The organism is Paenibacillus sp. p3-SID1389, assembly GCF_025151705.1.
Lineage (GTDB): Bacteria > Bacillota > Bacilli > Paenibacillales > Paenibacillaceae > Fontibacillus > Fontibacillus phoenicis.
In genome coordinates this window covers 1-14,802 of sequence record NZ_JALXVO010000042.1, presented here as the reverse complement: position 1 = coordinate 14,802, position 14,802 = coordinate 1, and the positions used below count along the sequence as shown (strand labels likewise).

The 14,802-nt window shown below is 54.2% G+C and carries 14 protein-coding genes; 5 read left to right on the top strand and 9 right to left on the bottom strand.

Annotated elements, in window-relative coordinates:
* Positions 1 to 143: 143 nt before the first annotated feature.
* From M3G15_RS16055 to M3G15_RS16040, 4 genes are read right to left on the bottom strand one after another with little or no spacing between them, the layout of a single operon-like run.
* Positions 144 to 746 carry a response regulator transcription factor gene (locus tag M3G15_RS16055; RefSeq protein ID WP_009225011.1) on the bottom strand — a complete coding sequence of 201 codons (603 nt, stop codon included), beginning with the start codon at positions 744 to 746 and terminating at the stop codon, positions 144 to 146.
* Positions 743 to 1,957: a sensor histidine kinase gene (locus tag M3G15_RS16050; protein WP_009225010.1), complete on the bottom strand. Its 1,215-nt coding sequence runs from the start codon at positions 1,955 to 1,957 to the stop codon at positions 743 to 745. The genes M3G15_RS16055 and M3G15_RS16050 overlap by 4 nt, the downstream gene beginning before the upstream one ends.
* A 6-nt stretch (positions 1,958 to 1,963) precedes the next feature.
* Positions 1,964 to 2,701, bottom strand: a complete 738-nt coding sequence (locus tag M3G15_RS16045) for an ABC transporter permease (RefSeq protein ID WP_260071481.1) — start codon at positions 2,699 to 2,701, stop codon at positions 1,964 to 1,966.
* Positions 2,702 to 2,703: 2 nt separating this feature from the next.
* Positions 2,704 to 3,615 (bottom strand): ABC transporter ATP-binding protein, encoded by a 912-nt coding sequence (locus tag M3G15_RS16040; protein ID WP_260071480.1) that lies wholly within the window; start codon positions 3,613 to 3,615, stop codon positions 2,704 to 2,706.
* Between the two features lie 278 nt (positions 3,616 to 3,893).
* Between M3G15_RS16040 and M3G15_RS16035 the strand changes: the two genes are divergently transcribed.
* The 3 genes from M3G15_RS16035 (at position 3,894) to M3G15_RS16025 (ending at position 7,203) form a co-directional block, all read left to right on the top strand.
* Complete coding sequence (locus M3G15_RS16035) at positions 3,894 to 5,303, top strand: ABC transporter substrate-binding protein (protein ID WP_009225007.1); 1,410 nt, start codon at positions 3,894 to 3,896, stop codon at positions 5,301 to 5,303.
* Between the two features lie 70 nt (positions 5,304 to 5,373).
* A complete protein-coding gene (locus tag M3G15_RS16030; RefSeq protein WP_009225006.1) occupies positions 5,374 to 6,345 on the top strand; it encodes a carbohydrate ABC transporter permease in 972 nt (323 codons plus the stop codon).
* A gap of 3 nt (positions 6,346 to 6,348) precedes the next feature.
* A complete protein-coding gene (locus tag M3G15_RS16025) occupies positions 6,349 to 7,203 on the top strand; it encodes a carbohydrate ABC transporter permease (RefSeq protein ID WP_009225005.1) in 855 nt (284 codons plus the stop codon).
* Between the two features lie 162 nt (positions 7,204 to 7,365).
* On the opposite strand, the gene M3G15_RS16020 is transcribed toward M3G15_RS16025, so the two are convergent.
* The 5 genes from M3G15_RS16020 to M3G15_RS16000 form a co-directional block, all read right to left on the bottom strand.
* Positions 7,366 to 8,106, bottom strand: a complete 741-nt coding sequence (locus M3G15_RS16020; protein ID WP_260071479.1) for an ABC transporter permease — start codon at positions 8,104 to 8,106, stop codon at positions 7,366 to 7,368.
* Position 8,107: 1 nt separating this feature from the next.
* Positions 8,108 to 8,824: an ABC transporter permease gene (locus tag M3G15_RS16015; RefSeq protein ID WP_260071478.1), complete on the bottom strand. Its 717-nt coding sequence runs from the start codon at positions 8,822 to 8,824 to the stop codon at positions 8,108 to 8,110.
* Positions 8,821 to 9,735 carry an ABC transporter ATP-binding protein gene (locus M3G15_RS16010; protein WP_260071477.1) on the bottom strand — a complete coding sequence of 305 codons (915 nt, stop codon included), beginning with the start codon at positions 9,733 to 9,735 and terminating at the stop codon, positions 8,821 to 8,823. Before M3G15_RS16010 ends, M3G15_RS16015 begins: the two co-directional genes overlap by 4 nt.
* A 124-nt stretch (positions 9,736 to 9,859) precedes the next feature.
* On the bottom strand, positions 9,860 to 11,257 hold the full coding sequence (locus M3G15_RS16005; protein WP_260071476.1) for a sensor histidine kinase: 1,398 nt from the start codon (positions 11,255 to 11,257) through the stop codon (positions 9,860 to 9,862).
* Entirely contained in the window at positions 11,254 to 11,934 is a 681-nt protein-coding gene (locus M3G15_RS16000) for a response regulator transcription factor (RefSeq protein WP_260071475.1), read from the bottom strand. Before M3G15_RS16000 ends, M3G15_RS16005 begins: the two co-directional genes overlap by 4 nt.
* A 198-nt stretch (positions 11,935 to 12,132) precedes the next feature.
* Here M3G15_RS16000 and M3G15_RS15995 point away from each other — a divergent pair, with 198 nt between their 5' ends.
* Complete coding sequence (locus M3G15_RS15995) at positions 12,133 to 13,404, top strand: DUF438 domain-containing protein (RefSeq protein WP_260071474.1); 1,272 nt, start codon at positions 12,133 to 12,135, stop codon at positions 13,402 to 13,404.
* Between the two features lie 375 nt (positions 13,405 to 13,779).
* The gene (locus M3G15_RS15990; RefSeq protein ID WP_260071473.1) at positions 13,780 to 14,730 is read left to right on the top strand and encodes an ROK family glucokinase; all 951 of its coding nucleotides are present in this window, start codon (positions 13,780 to 13,782) and stop codon (positions 14,728 to 14,730) included.
* The last annotated feature ends 72 nt before the right edge of the window (positions 14,731 to 14,802 follow it).

The window sequence follows — 14,802 nt, the reverse complement described above, 5'->3', positions numbered from 1 at the left end:
AATCTATATGAAAAATCGAATACAATTCGGATTTTTGATCGTCAAACGTTTGGATGTATGCGAAAAATCGAATAGATTGCATCCCGAAAATAACTCATAAGGACGCCGACCTCGGCGTCCTTTTGCACGTCTCACACGCGTGCTTAAATCCAACCGTTCTCTTCGGCGAGGCGGACCGCTTCGATGCGGCTTTTGACCTCCAGCTTGTTCAAAATTTCGGAAATATAATTGCGGACGGTGCCGTAGGACAAGTGCAGGGAAGCCGCAATCTCGCTGGCGGTGCAGCCTTTGGCGGCCAGCCTCAGAATCTCCTGCTCGCGGGCGGTCAAGGGATTGTCCCGGCGGAGACTGCCGAAGACCAGCTCCGGCGAAGCCTCGCGGTGGCCGGCCTTCACCCGCCGGATCGCTTCCGCCAGCCGATCGCTGGATTCATCCTTGAGCAGGTAGCCTTGGACGCCGGTTTTCACCGCCCGCTCGAAGTAGCCCGGCCGCGCGAACGTCGTCAGGATGATAACGCGGCACGGCGATCCCTGGGCCTGCAGCCGCTCGGCCACCTCCAGTCCGCTCATCAGCGGCATCTCGATGTCCATTAGGCAGACATCGGGGCGCAGCTTCTCGATGAGCGCCAGTGCCTCCGCGCCATCCCCTGCCTGACCGACAACCTCGAGGTCGTCCTCCAGATCGAGCAGGGAGGCCAGCGCTCCCCGCAGCATACGTTGATCCTCGGCAATGACGATGCGAATCATGCGGTTTCACCTTCTTTGGCAGCTTCTTTCACGATCAGCGGGATGGTGATCTGCAGCCGAGTGCCCCGGCCGGAGCCGGCCTCGGAACCGTCCGAGCCTTCCAGGCTCCCCGCTCCGACGGTTAATGTGCCGTCGATCAGCGACAACCGCTCGGCCATGCCCTTCAGGCCGTTGCCCGCGGCGCTGTTGCCCGGCAGCGAGGACACCCCGTCGCTGCCCACTTTCCGCGAGGACAACCCGATCCCGTTGTCCTCGATCTGCAGCCGCACCTCCGCCGGTGCGGTCTCGATCGTGACGGCGCAGCGCGTGGCCCGGCTATGCTTGACGATGTTCGTCACCGCCTCTTTAATGCAGAGGCTGACGATGTTCTGCGTCAAGTCCGACACGCCGGTCAGCCGCGGATCGCCTTCTACGTCAAAGGCGATGTCGGCCGCACGCAGGATCTCGCCGGCTTCCGCCAGCGCCTCAGCGACGGTGATCGCCCGCATGTCGGAGACGAGCTCCCGCACTTGCCGCAGCGCGGCCCGGGAGGTGCGCTGGATCTCCCGCGCCTCGGCTTGGGCCCGTTCGGCGTCTTTGGCGGCGAGCTTCTCGACGAGCTGGCTTTTGAGCGTGATCAGGGATAAGGTATGCCCAAGCGTATCGTGCAAATCGCGGGCGATTCGCATGCGTTCCTCCCGCTTGATCAGCTCCTTAATCTGCTCGTTCGCCCGGTCGAGCTCCTGCTCCAATTGCTGCCGTCTCGCCATCGAACGGATGCCGTAAGGCATCACCAGCATGATCACGAGGAAGGGCATCATAAACGGCAGGTCGCCGGCCACCAGATCCCGGGCGCCGAACAGGAGCGACAGCACCTCCACCGCAGCAAAGCAGGAAATGGCGACATGGAACTTCTTGTGATCGGTGTACCAACCGATAAAGTTCGAGGTGAAGAAGCCCAAATAGAAGTTATACGGGCTATAGAACATGCAGAGCGCGAGGATGAGTGCCATTTGCAGCGCAAGCCAGAGGTTAAATACTTTGCCGGTAACCCAATATAACTGGCGGTAGGTCACGGCAAACAAGACGATCATCGCGCAGCCGATCCACAGCTTGATTCCATGCTCTCCCCGAATGTTGAAGAAAGGAAGAACCAAGTAGATCGGCCAGATGTAGGGGAACCAGCCGTATTTTTTCGGAAACCATTCGAACTCGAACTTGCCGAACCGCATTTGAAATTACACCGCTTCCTGTTTTTTTCGGATATATGTGGATAGTACCATAAACAGAAAGAGGTAGCCCAGCAAAATCAGCACGCTTTGCCAACTCGGCGCATCCCCATGAACGATGGACCAGGCACCGCTTCCGAACTGGTAGGAGGGCAGCCATTTGCCGATGGCCTGCATCACCTTGGGCAGCACTTCAAATGGCATCCACATGCCGCCTGAGACGGCTAGAAGCAGATACAAAACGTTGCTGACGCCGCTCGCCGTATCCACGCGTTTCATCAGCCCCACCAGCGTACCCAGCGCGAGAAAAGGAAGTGAAGCCGCGACGATCCACAATCCGCTGTAAATCCACAAATGCCAAGGCAGCGATACCCCGTTAATCAAATACCCGGCAATAAAAATAAACACAACGGAAAACAGATGCATCATGGTTTGGCCGAACATTTTGCCGAAGAAATAGATCGAACCGGGCAGCGGCGTGATTCGCATGAAGGTGGCCCAACCTTGGGTGCGCTCCTGCACCAGCCGGATGCCCAGAGTCATGATCGCCGACCCCATCACGCTGAAGGTCGTCATCGACATCAGGTAATGCGCCCGCCATTCGCCCGGATTGTCGGCCCCGGTATTTACGACCCGCGTGAAAATAAAGTAGAACAAGACCGGCATCAGCAGCGACCAGAATACATAATAGGGATTGCGGATCACCCGCAGCATCTCCGCTTTGCATTGCATCGTAATGGTACGCATCGTTAGACCGCCTCCTCTTCATGGTTTCCTGTAAGCTGCTCAAAAGCTTCATCCAGCCGTCCCTGCTCGATCTGTACGTCATGCACGGGCAGACCGGCGGTAAACAAGGCAGCTAACGCTGCATCTGTATCATCCGTTGTCACATGGATACGTCCGTCTTTGTTGTAGCATTCCGCGACAGGGGAGAGCGCCAGCAGCCGGCTCCGCAGTTCTGGGCCGTCGCCGTCGGCAAGGAAGGAAATCGAACGTTTGACAATACGCGATTTGATCGCTTCGGGCGTGCCGTCGGCGACCAAGGATCCCCGGTTAAACAGCAGGATCCGATCAGCGATATCGTCGGCTTCCTGCAGGTAATGCGTCGTGAAGACGATCGTCTTCCCTTGCGCGGCCAACTTGCGGATGCTGTCCCAGAAGCGGCGGCGCGCCGTGATGTCCAGCCCCACTGTGGGCTCATCAAAGAAGACCAGTTCAGGGTTCCCCGCCAAAGCAAGGGCAAAGCTAAGGCTGCGCTTCTGCCCGCCGGACAGCTTCTCGGCATATCGGTTCAGATCGCCATCTCCAAGCCCGGTCAGACGGACCAATTCGTCCATCGTCATCGGGTTCGGGTAGTAGCTGCGAATGAGCTCAAGTATCTCGCGCACCTTCAGCCGATCCATCACGCTGACCTCTTGCAGCATCGCACCGGTCCGCTCACGGACTGAGCGGTCTTTGGGCGGCTTCCCGAACAGCTTGATCGTTCCGGCTGTTGGCTCCAGCAAGCCGAGCAGCATGGAGACTGCCGTCGTCTTCCCGGCTCCATTTGGTCCTAGAATAGCGGTAATGGTGCCTTTGGAAATGGTAAATGATAGATGATCTACCGCTTTTTTATCTTTGAAGCTCTTGCTGACGTCCTTCATTTCAATAATAGGTTCCACGAAAGCTTCGCCTCCGATCAAGTTTCATCTTGGTTATTTCTTCCTCGGTTAACTTAAGCATAAAGGAACTGAGGCCCCTCTGTTAGTAAGGACTGTCATGACATTGAGATGACAATTGTCATTCTGATTTGAGTCTGAAGAAGCCCCCTCGATCTCAAGACCCAAAAATAGTTGAACTTTTCCCAATAAGCGCTTACTTATGGAGAACAAAAAGATGTATTAAAATTTGAATGCGGTTACAAAATACCGAGAAGAGTAAACAAAAGGGGAGGCAAAGCATGAAACGCATGAAACGTATGAAACACCTGTTGATCGGGATCTCCGCCTTGCTGGTGATGACAACAGCTCTCACGGCTTGCGGCGGCAATTCCAAGAATGAGTCGTCCTCGAACAATACAACACCTACGGAAACGAATTCTTCCGCAGGTAAAGGTTCCAGCGGCGAAAAGGTTACCATCAATCTGTGGAGCTTCACGGATGAAATTCCAAATATGACTACAAAATATTTGGAAACGCATCCAGACGCTAATGTTGAATTCAAAACAACGGTTATCGCTACAACGGATGGCGCTTACCAACCTGCGCTTGACCAAGCTTTGGCTGGCGGCGGCAAAGACGCCCCGGACATTTATGCTGCTGAAGCAGCGTTCGTTCTGAAATATACGCAAGGCGACGCTTCCGGGTATGCAGCGAACTACGCTGACCTGGGCTTGACTGACCAAATGGTTAAAGATGCTGGCATCGCTCAATACTCCGTAGATATCGGTAGTAAAGATGGCGAGCTGAAAGCTCTTGGCTACCAAGCAACTGGCGGCGCTTTCATCTATCGTCGTTCGATTGCGAAAGACGTATTCGGGACAGATGACCCAGCTGCTATCAAAAATGAAGTTGGTCCTGGTTGGGATAAGTTCTTCGATGCAGCTGCGAAGCTGAAAGCTAAAGGCTATGGTATCGTATCCGGTGACGGTGATATCTGGCACGCGATCGAAAACAGCTCGGACAAAGGCTGGATTGTTGACGGCAAACTTTACATCGATCCGAAGCGTGAAGAGTTCTTGGATCTCTCCAAGAAGTTGAAAGACAACGGTTACCACAACGATACGCAAGACTGGACGGAAGCTTGGTATGCTGACATGTCTGGCTCCGGCGCTCAACCGATCTTCGGGTTCTTTGGTCCGGCTTGGTTGATCAACTATGTCATGAACGGTCAAGTTAAAGATACAAACGGTGATTGGGCTGTAACTGAATCTCCAACAGGGTTCTTCTGGGGCGGTACTTGGCTCTTGGCTAACAAAGACGTAACGAAAGACGAAGCGAAGAAGAAAGCGGTTGCTGATTTCATTCACTGGGTAACGCTGGATACCTCCGAAACCGGCCTCCAATACTATTGGGCAAACGGTACGATGAAAGAGGGCGAAGCAGGTACGAAGGATAGCGTAGCTTCCTCCGTGGTGATGGCGAAATCGAACGGTGAAGTTGCAATGCTGGGCGGTCAAAACATGTTTGACATCTTCGTTCCAGCGAACGAAAATGCTTCCGGTAAGAACTTGACGCAATACGACGAAACGATCAACAAACTGTGGCGCGATCAAGTTCGTGAATACACGGCAGGTAACAAATCCCGTGACGATGCGATCAAAACCTTCAAACAACAAGTGAAAGACCAACTTGGCATCGACAGCGAATAAGAATACGCAGTAGATGCGAAGGGGCGGGGAGTATAACCCGCCCCTTCATATCCATGAAAGAGGTGAAAGCATGCGCCGCAAAGGTGTCAATTATTCGAGATACGGTTACTATTTTACGTTGCCATTTGTGTTGGCTTTTTTGGTTTTTTCACTGTATCCGATTCTATATACCGCCGTTATCGGCTTCACTAATTTACAGGGGATCATCCCCAAACCATTGGAAATTCTCGATAATCCGTTTCAGAACTTTAAAGATCTGATTCTAGAAAATGCTTCTTTCAAGAAATCTCTCGCGAATACGTTTATCCTCTGGATCGTTAACTTTATTCCGCAGATAGGTCTTGCGCTGTTGCTGACGGCCTGGTTTACGAATAAACGTCTGAACATTAAAGGCCAGGGCGCGTTTAAGATCCTGCTCTATATGCCGAATATTATCACTGCAAGTACGATTGCAGTGCTTTTTAGCTCTCTGTTTGCATATCCGATGGGGCCGGTGAACAGCTTGTTCCAGCTGCTTGGTTGGTCCGATGCTCCGATCTTCTTCCTGCAGGATAAGACGACCGCACGTGGGATCGTTTCCTTCATTCAATTCTGGATGTGGTACGGGAACACCATGATTATTTTGATTGCAGGTGTAATGGGGATCAATCCGTCGATCTTCGAGTCCGCTGCGATTGACGGAGCCAACGGCTGGCAGACCTTCTTCAAGATTACACTGCCAAGTCTGCGCACCATCATGTTATATACATTAATTACGTCGATGATCGGCGGTCTGACGATGTTCGATATTCCGCAGCTGTTCCTTCAAGGCGGACCGGACGACGCAACGCTGACCACCTCGATGTTTATCTACGGGCAAGCGTTTAAAGGAAGTTATATGTATAACCGTGCGGCAGCCGCAAGTATGATTCTGTTCGTTATTGCTGCCGTGTTGTCCGCCATCCTGTTCTATCTGATGCGTGACCGGGATGCGGCGAAATTAAATAAAGCGATCAAAGAACAAAGAAAAGCAGAGCGTGCAGCAATGAAAGGGGAGGTGTAAGCCATGGAAAAAATTAAAGAAGGCAGTGCGGTCGCCCTCCGAATTAATCGGACGATTGTATATGTCGTATGTATTTTGCTGGCACTCCTCAGTATCCTTCCATTCTGGATCATGTTCGTGAACGCTACGCGTTCGACGGCGGAAATTCAAGCGGGCCTCTCGTTGCTTCCATCCACTCATATGATGAGCAACCTGAAGGTGCTGCTGGACAAGAGCTTTGATCCGGTTCGAGGGTTCATAAACTCGTTTATTATCTCGGGATCGGCTACCTTGTTGACGGTTTATTTCTCGTCCCTGACGGCCTATGGTCTGGTCGCTTATAACTGGAAGTTGCGGCAGCCGTTCTTTACCTTTATTATGGCGGTGATGCTGATTCCGGCTCAAGCCAGCTCGATTGGTTTCTATCAATTTATGTACAAAATTCATTGGACCAACAACCTGTTGCCTTTGATTTTGCCAGCCATCGCGGCTCCAGCGGTTGTGTTCTTCATGCGCCAGTACCTGCTGGGTACTCTCTCGCTTGAGATTGTTGAAGCGGCGCGTGTCGACGGCTCCGGCGAATTTAAGACGTTTAACCGGATCATTCTGCCGCTGATGATGCCGGCGATTGCGACGCAAGCGATTTTTGCCTTTGTCGCGAACTGGAATAACCTGTTTATGCCGCTCATTTTGTTGACAGATAAGAGTAAATATACGATGCCGATTATGGTCAGCTTGCTGCGCGGCGATATTTACAAGACGGAATTCGGTTCAATTTACATGGGTCTGGCTTTGACGGCGTTGCCTCTGTTTATCGTCTACTTCTTGCTGTCCCGGTATATTATTGCCGGCGTAGCGTTGGGCGGCGTCAAAGAATAATCGGGCATTTCACTTGCCTTGCTTGAAAGCCAAATGAATGATGAATAACCTCCCCATAAAATAAGAAGGCCTGTAGAGGGTTAGGATGGGCAACATGCTCATCCAGCTCATCTACAGGCCTTTCGTCATTTACAGGGGCAGAACGGCTGCGGGGCGATTGTATTAGACCGCTTTGCGGCGGAAGTACAGCATGCCGGCGATCAGGAACAACAGGAAGATGCCGAGGACCGTGATGAACAGGCTCTCGTACGGCAGATTAAAGGCACCGTAGTTCGCTTGTCCGCGCGGCATCATGGCCAGCAGCGGCTGTGCCCAAGGATAGAAAGGGCCGATCTTGGCCGAATTGATGATCAGCAGGTTCGGAATCGTCAGCGATACGTTCACCGCAAGCGGAGCTGCAAAACTGGACCACACCAGGGAGACGCCCAGCTGTAAGGCAACCAGCGGCATACAGGCAATCCAGCCTCCGATGAGGCTCGTTGCGATCATCCCCCATGGCAAGGGGCCAGCGATCCCTTGGACTTGGTCTACAATCAGCAGCGCGGCTAGAAAGAGCAGCTGGGATGCCGCCAACAAGACGGCAACGACAGTGAACTTGGCCAGATAAACGGCGCTCCGTGAGACGGGAAGCACCAACAGCTGCTTCCAACCGCCGCCGGTGTGCTCGTAACGGCAGAGGAACGACGGAAATAAGCCGGACATGATCGGCAGAAACAATAGCGCGTGCAGCATCGACATGGCGCTGATCAGGAGCGGCCAGACTTCCGCATTGGCTCCTTTCGGCAGATTGACCAAGGCGCCGATCAAGGCAGACAGGGCCGGGCTGACCAGCAGGATGAGCCAGAGGCGCGAGCGCGCCATTTTTAGCCGTTCTGCGGCCAAGACGTTCAGGAACGTCTTCATATTAATCCACGTCCTTTCGGTTGAAATGAACAAGTCCGGTCAGCAGGATTCCTGCGCCGCAGGCAAGCCCGGCTGCGACAAACCATTCGCGGTGCGGGCCTTCGAACCCGAACACCGGCCAGTTCAGCGGAAACCACTCGGACAGGTTCAATGTAAACGGCGAAAGGATCGAAATCGTGACGCCAAGGGATACCGGCAACGACTGGTTCCGATAGGTGAGCGAAAGCCAGAGCTGGAGGGCCAGCAGCGGCAACGCGGCAAAAAACGGATAAAATCCAAGGCGCGCCAAATCCACGTAAGGGATGGACCCGGCCTCAAAACCGAGAGCTATACCAAGAATTACGGTCGCGACCGAAAGCAATACGCAGGAAACGGACAGCAGCAGGAAGCACAACAGAAATTTAGCACAATACACGGCGGTCCGTGAGATCGGCAGCGCCAGCAGTTGCTTCCAGGAACTAAGCTGATGCTCGACGTTCGCCACTAGTGAGCTTACTAGGGTGCATCCCAGATATATGGCCATCGGCACGAAGAAGGAAATGTTCTGCAGCAGGCCTCCCCACGGGTCATCGGCATATTGCTTGATCATCCAGTCGAAGCGCAGCCCGTAATTGAGCGCCTGCATGGCGACCAACCCGAGCGGAGCAAGAAAGATCAGGAACCAGATGCCTTTGCGCCGGATCTTCAGGAAGTCGGCCGAGAGGGAGCGTAACATCATACCGCGGCCCCCTCCCCGATTACCTGCATAAAGATGTCCTCCAGCGATTTCTTCTTCTGCTCGACGCGATAAATGGCATGTCCGTTTTCCACCAGCTGTTTGACCAGGCGGGCGACCTGGGCGTCAGCCATCCCTGGGAACGAGAGAACTCCGCTTTGCAGCTTGCCGATGGCGCCCAGATCACGGGCAATCCAAAGCGCTTCATCCGGCTCCGAAACAACGAGCTCCATATCGTGAGCTGCGCGGAGCCGCAGATTGTCGATCGTATCCTGGAACACCATCCGGCCTTCGCGGATAATGCCCACTTTGCTGGCCATCAACTCCATCTCCCCGAGCAGGTGGCTGGATACGAGCACGGTGATGCCGTAACGCTTCGGCATGCTCTTAATTAATTCGCGGATCTCGTGGATCCCGGACGGGTCCAGCCCGTTGGTTGGTTCGTCCAGGATGAGCAGTTCGGGGTTGCCGAGCAACGACGCGGCGATGCCCAGACGCTGCTTCATCCCGAGGGAGAAGCCCTTCACCGGCCGGCGTGCGTCGCTGGTCAGCGAGACGATGTCCAGCACCTCGTCGATGCGCGATTTCGGCACCTGCAAGATGCGGCGGATGGCCTCTAAGTTGTCGATGGCGCTCAAATGTCCGTAATAAGACGGGGATTCGACCAGCGAGCCGATACGGCGCAGGATTGCCAGCTTATCGCGGTGCAGCTCGCGGCCGAAGATGCGAATCGTACCCGAAGTCGGCTGGATTAAGCCCAGCAGCATGCGGATCGTCGTCGTCTTCCCTGCACCATTAGGTCCGAGGAACCCGTAGATGTCCCCCTTCGCGATCTCCAGGTTTAAGTGGTCCACTGCGTAGCGGCCGCGGTATGTTTTCGTTAAACCTTCCGTTTGAATGATCATTTCATTCACGAATTATCACCTCGTCATGATCATATCGCCCGGAGGTTAAAGGCAAAGACAGGAGAAGTTTAAGATTCGTTTAATTTTGGGGCATGAAAAAAGGGACTGTAAACAGTCCCTCGCCTCATCTCAATTACAATAGCGCCATTGGATAAATATAAACTTTCGTTCCAGCTTCGCTCGATACGGTGGCCCGTGCGAGACCCATTTCCCGCAGCAGCAGGTCGACGATTTGCAGGCCAAGCCCCGCGCCTCCGCTAGCGGAAACCGACTCCATTCCAGGGCCGTGGTCGCTGATCGTGAGAGCCGTGGTGCCTTCGTATTGCTCTACCGCAATCCCGGCATAACGGCCCGATCCAGCATGGCGGACCAGGTTCTGGAACAAGTTATCGAGTACGCGGCGGAACCCTTGGGCGTCAACGTTCCAGTAGATCGGCTGCTCCGGCAGCTCAATATCGGCCGTAATCCCGTTCTTCTCCCAGACGGGGTACCAGGCGGCCGCGCTTTCCCGCACGATCCGCAGGATATCCAGCCGCTCCAAAGACATGGCATACCGTCCGCTGGAGAGCAGGTTATACGATAATAGATGATCCATCAGTCCGGATAAATCGCTGATTTTCGTCTCCATCAAAGCCAGGGACTGTCGTCCCTGTTCGGATAGGGGTTCCTGACGGAGCGAATACAGATGGCTGCCCAGCACGGTTAACGGCGTCCGCAGGTCATGGGATAGGTGGCTGATCAGGCTCTTGCGCAGCTCCTCTTCCTCGCGCTCCCGCTGGCGGCTGTCCTTCAGTGCGAACACCATATGGTTAAAAGCAAGCTCCAATCGGCCAATTTCGTCCGGGCGTCCTTCTTCGATGGGAGACGGCAGCCCGTCGGGACCCGGGCGGGTCATGCCGGCTTCCAGGCGCAGCAGCCGCTTGCGGATATCGCTAAAGAACAGATAGGAGAGCAGGACGAACGCCCCCAGCAGAATCGCTAGAAACACCCCGTAAAAACGAATGTCACTAAGCTGTTCCCCTTTTTGAATCACCATAAATTTACGCGGAAGCTCCAACACCATGAAGCCTTGCTTGGCTTGTTCGTCCCCGCCAATAAAAGCGACAACCGTAAAAGGGTCGGCGTCCACACGTTGCTTCATGAAGGCGATAGTATCCTCCAAGGACCACTGCTGGGGCACCGACTCTTGCTCCGGCAGCTGCAGGCGGGTTTGGCCAGCCGTGTCGACCCAATACAGCGCGGCATCAGGATACAGCAGCTTCATCTCTCTGAGCTTCGCATCGATGGCATCGGCTTGAGCTCCCTTCAACTCAGCAGCAGCTTGATGCCAAGCGGTCTCAATCTCCTGTCCGGTACCGTAAGGACGGCTCTCGTGCACATAATGGCCAGGGTTTAGGAGGACATTCACCCCCCAGGCTGCAATAAAGCTGACTGGAATCAGGACAGGGATAAACACGAAGGCGATCCCCAAGATCAAGACGTATCTCGTCAACAGGGATTTACGGAACTTGCGCACCGGACGAAGTCTCATGCTCTCACCCGATAACCAATCCCGCGGATGGTCTCGATCACTTCAGGATTTGCGGGATCCCGTTCCAGCTTCTCACGCAGGTGGCGGATATGGACCATCAAGGTTTTGTCCCCGTCGAGGTAGGGCTCGTTCCATACGGCTTCGTAGATCTGCTCCTTAGTCAGGATTTGACTAAGATGGCGCAGCAGATAGGAGAAAATATGAAACTGCTTGCCGGTCAGCACGATTTCCTCGTTGGTATCCTGATTGATGATCCGGTTTTCTTTCTCATACACAAGTAAATGTTTAATACGCAGCGGCGCTGGGTCGGCGATCCCCCCGCTGCGGCGGAGCAGCACCTCAATCCGGGCGGCCAGCTCGTCCGGATGGAACGGCTTCGTTAAATAGTCGTCGGCGAACTTCAGTCCCTGCAGCTTGTCGTCAATCGAAGTTCGGGCCGACAGCATCAATACCGGCAGCTCCGGATACTTCTGCTTTAACCGCCCCCCAATCGTGAAGCCGTCCAGCCCTGGAAGCATCACGTCAAGGATCACGAGACGGCAATCGGCGGCTTTCTCCACGGCCTGATCCCCGTGCTTCAGCCAAGTGACCGCGTACCCGCGCGCTTCCAGGTTGGAGCTGACCCATTCACCGATTTCGGGATCGTCTTCAATATATAGCAAATGCGTAATAGGCATAATGGCATTCCTCCTGATTCTATTTTGGCAAAAGACGGAGCAAAAAGAAACGGAAGGATCGATGAATTATTTGTGATTGAAATCACAAGTCAGACATTTTCCCTGTGCTACCTTGTTATTGAGAATGGTTATCAATGAAGTCATCGGGACATATCGAAACAGAAATTCGGCTGAAATTCAATAAGGAGGGGTTGGGCGATGAGCGAACTGATCAATAATCGGGAGTATGGCGCACCGGAACAAAGCCGCCGCCAGCAGCTGTTAAAGGAGATTATCAAGGAGCTGCATCAGGGGAAGAGCGTGGATGAAGTAAAGGCACGGTTCGAAGAGGCTGTCGGTGACGTGACGGTCGCGGAAATTTCCGCGATGGAGCATGCGTTGATGGAAGAGGAGGGCATTCCGGTCGAGGAGGTTCAGCGGCTGTGCTCGGTGCATACGGCGATTTTCAAGGGCTCGATCGAGGACATTCACCGTTCGTCCAAGCCGGAGGAGCAGCCGGGTCACCCGGTTCATACCTTTAAGCTGGAAAATCGCGAGATCGAACGGCTGGTGAACTTCAAGCTGCAGCTTCACCTGGACAAGTACCGGAAGGATCCCGGCAGCGAGATCGTATTCAAGCTGCTGGAGGATTTAAACCTGCTGATGGACCTCGACAAGCACTACAGCCGCAAGGAAAACCTGCTGTTCCCGTATCTGGAGAAGTACGGCATCTACGGCCCAACCAAGGTGATGTGGGGCGTGGACGACGGCATCCGCATGATGATCAAGGAAACGAAGGGCAAGCTGGCGGACGGCAGCGCGGATCCGGAGACGATGGTGATGGATCTGGAACGGATTATTAAGGAAGTCAACGAGATGATTTTTAAGGAAGAAAATATTTTGCTCCCGATGGCCCTTGAAAAGTTAACGGAAGACGAATGGGTGAGCATTGCCCGGGAAAGCGACCAGATCGGCTTCTGCTTGACCGCACCGGAGCGTGAATGGATTCCGGAGCGCGTGCCGCTGCAGCCCTCGGGCGAAGAAGTGAAAGGGACCGCACAGGCAGGCACGGAAGCGGGGGTTCCGCAAGGCTACATCAAATTCGAGACCGGCGTTCTCTCGATGGAGCAGCTGGAGGCGGTGATGAACCATCTTCCGGTGGACCTGACGTTTATCGACGAGAACGATGTCGTCCGATATTTCTCCCACGGCAAGGAACGGATCTTTGCCCGGACGAAGGCCGTCATCGGCCGGACCGTACAAAATTGCCACCCGCCGCAAAGCGTTCATGTCGTCAACCAGCTGTTGGAGGATTTTAAGGCGGGGCGGAAGGATGTCGAGGACTTCTGGATTCCGGTGAAGGACAAATTTGTGTACATCCGCTATTTCGCTGTACGCAGCGAGGATGGACGTTATCTGGGGACGCTGGAGTTCACGCAGAACATCGCCCCCATCCGCGAACTGCAAGGACAAAAACGTATTTTGTCCTAGCAGGGATGGCTTTATCATGTTTATCTTGCCTCATTGGGTTTACATCCGGCGTTTGCACTAGCGAATGCCGGTTTTTTTAGTTGCAGTAGCGGGGGAGAAGGAAGGGGGAACAAGGGAAATTAGGTTCGTATACGCTTGTCTGTGATCTGTGTCATTTACGCAAAATCCCTTATCGGTATTGGGATTGCCGTTTCTTCCCTTCTCTTGACCGAACCGATGGGTTCGCTTATAGTTGGTACGTAGGAGAAAACTACTTGCGAAGGCGTTTTCAGTCATGGCGCGGACTAAAGCGGCGATGGATCGAGAATGGCCTTTTTGCACGTATAGGCACGTAAATGATCTATATATTATTTAAGAAAAAGGTGGCTTGTGAACATGTCTGAAAAAATCTACATTGGCGTTGACTTGGGCGGTACGGCAGTCAAAGTCGGCATTTGCAATGAAGAAGGGCAGCTTCTTCATACGTATGAAGGGCCGACCGAAGTCGATAAGGGCGCGGATACGGTCGTCGCGAATATCGAGAAGTACGTCCGGCGTGTCGTGGAAGAATCGCCGTTTGCCTGGGAACAGGTGGCCGGGGTAGGCGCCGGGGTCGCCGGGTTTACGAATGTCCGCGAAGGGATCATCATTTTGGCGCCGAATGTAGGTTTGAAGGATTTGCCGATTCGCGACATTTTGGAGGAGCGATTGGGCAAGCCAATCAAAATAGACAACGATGCCAATGTGGCTGCACTCGGCGAAGCTTGGGGCGGCGCAGGAAAAGGCATCGACAACTGCGTATGCTACACGCTGGGAACCGGCGTTGGCGGCGGGATCATTATTAACGGGAAGATTTATCAAGGCTTCTCCGGAATGGCCGGCGAGCTTGGACATATGTCTGTGGTTCCGGATCTGGAAGCCATCGGCTGCGGCTGCGGCCAAATGGGCTGCCTGGAAACCGTCTCTTCGGCAACAGGGATTATTCGCATGGCGAAAGACGCCGTAGCGCGCGGTGACCGGACCTCGCTGGCTCATGTGGAGAACATTATGGCTAAGGACGTCTTTGATGCGGCTAAAGCTGGTGATGAGGCGGCGATTCGCATCGTGAACCGGGCAGCTTTCTATCTGGGCAAATCGATGGCGGCTGTCGCTGTTGTTCTGAATCCGGAGATGTTTATCATCGGCGGCGGCGTGTCCAAAGCCGGTGACATTCTGTTTAACGAAGTTCGCAGCGTATTCGCCAAATTGACGCCGGAGCCGGTGCAACGAGGCATGCAAATCGTTCCGGCTACCTTGGGGAATGATGCGGGGATGGTCGGCGCCGCTGGTCTCTTCCTCCGTTCCTAACGAAAAGGTGCTAAGCGGAACTGCTTGCAGCTAGCTGGGGGCCGTTGGTACCGCTGGTGTCGCTGGTGTCGC

Excerpts from the sequence above, each read along its gene's own strand:
- M3G15_RS16055 (WP_009225011.1), bottom strand. The coding sequence starts at position 746 with ATGATTCGCATCGTCATTGCCGAGGATCAACGTATGCTGCGGGGAGCG.
- M3G15_RS16050 (WP_009225010.1), bottom strand. The coding sequence starts at position 1,957 with ATGCGGTTCGGCAAGTTCGAGTTCGAATGGTTTCCGAAAAAATACGGC.
- M3G15_RS16045 (WP_260071481.1), bottom strand. The coding sequence starts at position 2,701 with ATGCGTACCATTACGATGCAATGCAAAGCGGAGATGCTGCGGGTGATC.
- M3G15_RS16035 (WP_009225007.1), top strand. The coding sequence starts at position 3,894 with ATGAAACGCATGAAACGTATGAAACACCTGTTGATCGGGATCTCCGCC.
- M3G15_RS16030 (WP_009225006.1), top strand. The coding sequence starts at position 5,374 with ATGCGCCGCAAAGGTGTCAATTATTCGAGATACGGTTACTATTTTACG.
- M3G15_RS16025 (WP_009225005.1), top strand. The coding sequence starts at position 6,349 with ATGGAAAAAATTAAAGAAGGCAGTGCGGTCGCCCTCCGAATTAATCGG.
- M3G15_RS16020 (WP_260071479.1), bottom strand. The coding sequence starts at position 8,106 with ATGAAGACGTTCCTGAACGTCTTGGCCGCAGAACGGCTAAAAATGGCG.
- M3G15_RS16015 (WP_260071478.1), bottom strand. The coding sequence starts at position 8,824 with ATGATGTTACGCTCCCTCTCGGCCGACTTCCTGAAGATCCGGCGCAAA.
- M3G15_RS16005 (WP_260071476.1), bottom strand. The coding sequence starts at position 11,257 with ATGAGACTTCGTCCGGTGCGCAAGTTCCGTAAATCCCTGTTGACGAGA.
- M3G15_RS16000 (WP_260071475.1), bottom strand. The coding sequence starts at position 11,934 with ATGCCTATTACGCATTTGCTATATATTGAAGACGATCCCGAAATCGGT.
- M3G15_RS15995 (WP_260071474.1), top strand. The coding sequence starts at position 12,133 with ATGAGCGAACTGATCAATAATCGGGAGTATGGCGCACCGGAACAAAGC.
- M3G15_RS15990 (WP_260071473.1), top strand. The coding sequence starts at position 13,780 with ATGTCTGAAAAAATCTACATTGGCGTTGACTTGGGCGGTACGGCAGTC.